4 protein-coding genes and 1 pseudogene are annotated in these 2,740 nt (G+C 71.1%); 2 read left to right on the top strand and 3 right to left on the bottom strand.

Features of this window, described 5'->3' with window-relative positions:
* Positions 1 to 139 (bottom strand): annotated as a pseudogene (locus EHS43_RS48540) (SAM-dependent methyltransferase); the annotation flags it as partial.
* 140 nt (positions 140 to 279) lie between these two features.
* Between EHS43_RS48540 and EHS43_RS48535 the strand changes: the two are divergent.
* Complete coding sequence (locus tag EHS43_RS48535; protein WP_020117828.1) at positions 280 to 414, top strand: hypothetical protein; 135 nt, start codon at positions 280 to 282, stop codon at positions 412 to 414.
* A 21-nt stretch (positions 415 to 435) separates the two neighbouring features.
* On the opposite strand, the gene EHS43_RS41930 is transcribed toward EHS43_RS48535, so the two are convergent.
* Positions 436 to 885, bottom strand: a complete 450-nt coding sequence (locus EHS43_RS41930) for a GNAT family N-acetyltransferase (RefSeq protein ID WP_125195726.1) — start codon at positions 883 to 885, stop codon at positions 436 to 438.
* 140 nt (positions 886 to 1,025) lie between these two features.
* On the opposite strand from EHS43_RS41930, the gene EHS43_RS41925 reads away from it, so the two are divergent.
* Positions 1,026 to 1,982, top strand: a complete 957-nt coding sequence (locus EHS43_RS41925) for a lytic polysaccharide monooxygenase (protein ID WP_125195725.1) — start codon at positions 1,026 to 1,028, stop codon at positions 1,980 to 1,982.
* Between the two features lie 56 nt (positions 1,983 to 2,038).
* Here EHS43_RS41925 and EHS43_RS41920 read toward each other — a convergent pair.
* The coding region (locus EHS43_RS41920) for a triacylglycerol lipase (protein WP_125195724.1) at positions 2,039 to 2,740 on the bottom strand (702 nt) is incomplete at its 5' end.

Raw genomic sequence — 2,740 nt, 5'->3', positions numbered from 1 at the left:
GCCACGCCCGCAGTCGCTCGGCCCAGGCCGCGCGCACCGCGGGGTCCCGCAGTCCGTGGTCCGGCTCCTCGTCGAACGACGCCGCCTCGGCGTCCCAGTCCACGCCGCCCACGCCCCCACCACCACTGTTCTGCGTCATGCCCCCAAGAGTGACACCCGCCACTGACACTCGATTCGTGACAGCCGCCACTGACAGAACGGTGAGCGATGAGGAACTCTCCCCCAAAGGGTCTACCTCCGTGCGAACGCGGAACTCGGTAGGCACTGAAGGAGGCAGCCATGCGCCGTACCACCGTGCAGAAGCCCCTGAAGAGGACCGATGCCCGGCGACTCCCCGAGGAGGCCGACGAGCGCCCCGCGGGACGACCCGAGGTCCGCAAGGACATCGCGCGTACCTGGTGGCCCGACGGCTGACGGCGGCGGGCGTGCCCCGTGTCAGACCAGTCGCTTGCGGTAGTGGACGCGGTCGTAGGGCCCGTCCACTCGCCGTTCCACGACCTCGTAACCGAACTTCGGATAGATCTTCTGGTTCTCCCACATCATCGCGTTGGTGTGGAGCCTGACCTCGGGCAGCCGCAGCTCACGCGCGCGTGCCTCGACGAACCGCAGCAGCCGTCCGCCCACGCCCTGCCCCTGGGCGTCGGGCCGGACGGCGATGTTGTCGAGGTACAGATGGTCCGGGTGCTCCTCGACCACCACGAGCCCGGTCACGGGGTCGCCCGTCACGAACACCCGCCCCGCGGCCACGTTCGCCGCGTGGTCCCGCTCCATGGGCTGCGGCACCCGCCCGATGCGCTCGATGTAGTGCTCGTACGCCGCGTCGGTGACGGCCTTGACGGCCGGTACGTCGGCCGCCTCCGCGAGCCGGATCTCCTCGTTCGTCATGTCCGCACGCTACCTACCTGATCTCCGGCTCAGCACTCCCTTAAGAGGGCCATAAAGATCGCCACCGGCCGTCACAGGCCGGGGATTCCGGGGTTTCTTTGATCCGGCACGCATCAGTACCGGTTCCGAGGAGATCCCCCATGCCCGCTCGCCGCAAGGCCGCAGCCGTCGTCGCCGGCCTCGCCCCGTTCGCCCTGACCCCGCTGGCCGCCGTGCCCGCGTCCGCGCACGGCTCGATGGGCGACCCGGTCAGCCGGGTCGCGCAGTGCTACGCGGAGGGCCCCGAGAGCCCGAGGTCCGAGGCGTGCCGGGCGGCGGTCGCGGCCGGGGGTACCCAGGCGCTCTACGACTGGAACGGCATCCGCATCGGCGACGCGAACGGGCGGCACCAGGAGCTGATCCCGGACGGCAGGCTGTGCAGCGCGAACAACGACGAGTTCAAGGGGCTCGACCTGGCCCGCGCCGACTGGCCGGCGACGAGCGTGAGCAGCGGGTCGTACACCTTCAGGTACCGCGTGACCGCCCCGCACAAGGGCACCTTCAAGGTGTACCTGACCAAGCCGGGCTACGACCCGGCGCAACCGCTGGGCTGGGGCGACCTGGACCTGGCGAACCCGGTCGCGACGGCCACCGACCCGGTCGCCTCGGGCGGCTTCTACACGTTCTCCGGCACACTCCCCGAGCGCACCGGCAGGCAGCTCCTGTACGCCGTCTGGCAGCGCTCGGACAGTCCGGAGGCCTTCTACTCCTGCTCGGACGTGACGTTCGGGGGCGGCGACCCGGGTGGCTCGGCGGCCGGTGCCACACCCGCCCCGAGCGCCTCCGCTCCCTCCGAGGAGCAGATCGAGGAGGGCACCGACAGGTCGACGGTCGAGCACCACGGGCACGGTGACGACGACGCCGGTACGTCGGCGGAACCGGTGGCGGGCGAGGTGCGGGCGGCGGGCAGTTCGCAGCACCTCGCCGAGACGGGTACGGACGGCAGCACGTCGTATCTGGCGATGGGCGGGGCCGCCACGCTCGCGGTCGGCGCGGCGGTCCTGTTCGGCTCGGTGCGTCGGCGTGCGGCGAACGGCGGTTCACGGAACGGCCGTTGACCGAAGGATCTCCGGGGCCTGACCGGCGGCTCAGGCCGGACAGGCCCCGGCGGCGCTCAGCTCAGGGCCGAGGCGCAGGTGGTGGCGGTGGCGTGGGCCGGGTCGAGGGCGTTGGCGACCTCGTGGAAGGCGATCCGGTCGAACAGACCGATGGCCACGTGCTCGGAGAGGTCGAGCGGACACAGGTCCTGGAGCAGCACGTTGCGGACGCCGGCCCCGCTCAGGAACTGGCTCCGGTACGGCGTCACGACCTCGTCGTACTTGGTGGCGAGGACCGTGTACCTGACGCCGGGGACGGTGTCGCCGCCCGCGTTGAGCTTGGTGAGGAAGGCGGAGCCGACGACCTGGTCGGCGAGGGCGGGGGTGTTGGTGGTGAGGAACTCCCCGACACCCGGGAAGTACGGCAGCAGGTTGGTGAGGCCGGACAGGGTGGTGCCGTGGTTGTCGGGGGCGATCCCGACGAGGGCGTTCACCTTGTCGGCTCCGCCGAGGAACTTGAGGTAGTAGCGGGGCATCATCCCGCCCTGGGAGTGACCGACGAGGTCGGTCTCGGCGGCGCCGGTGGCGGCGAGCACCTTGTCGACGAAGGTCTTCAGCTGCTCCGCCGACTTGTCGATGGGGCCGAGGCCGTGGACGAGGGGCACGCCGGGGAGCTGGCCGTAGTCGAAGGAGAAGACGCAGTAGTCGCGGTTCTCCAGGTACGGGGCGAGGGCCAGCCAGTTGTCGACGGAGTTGGCGAAGGTGTCGTGGACGAGGAC

The sequence above is a fragment of the Streptomyces sp. RP5T genome (assembly GCF_003933965.1).
Classification (GTDB): domain Bacteria; phylum Actinomycetota; class Actinomycetes; order Streptomycetales; family Streptomycetaceae; genus Streptomyces.
Note: the sequence above shows the minus strand (reverse complement) of the source record. Positions and strands in the feature narration are given on the sequence as shown.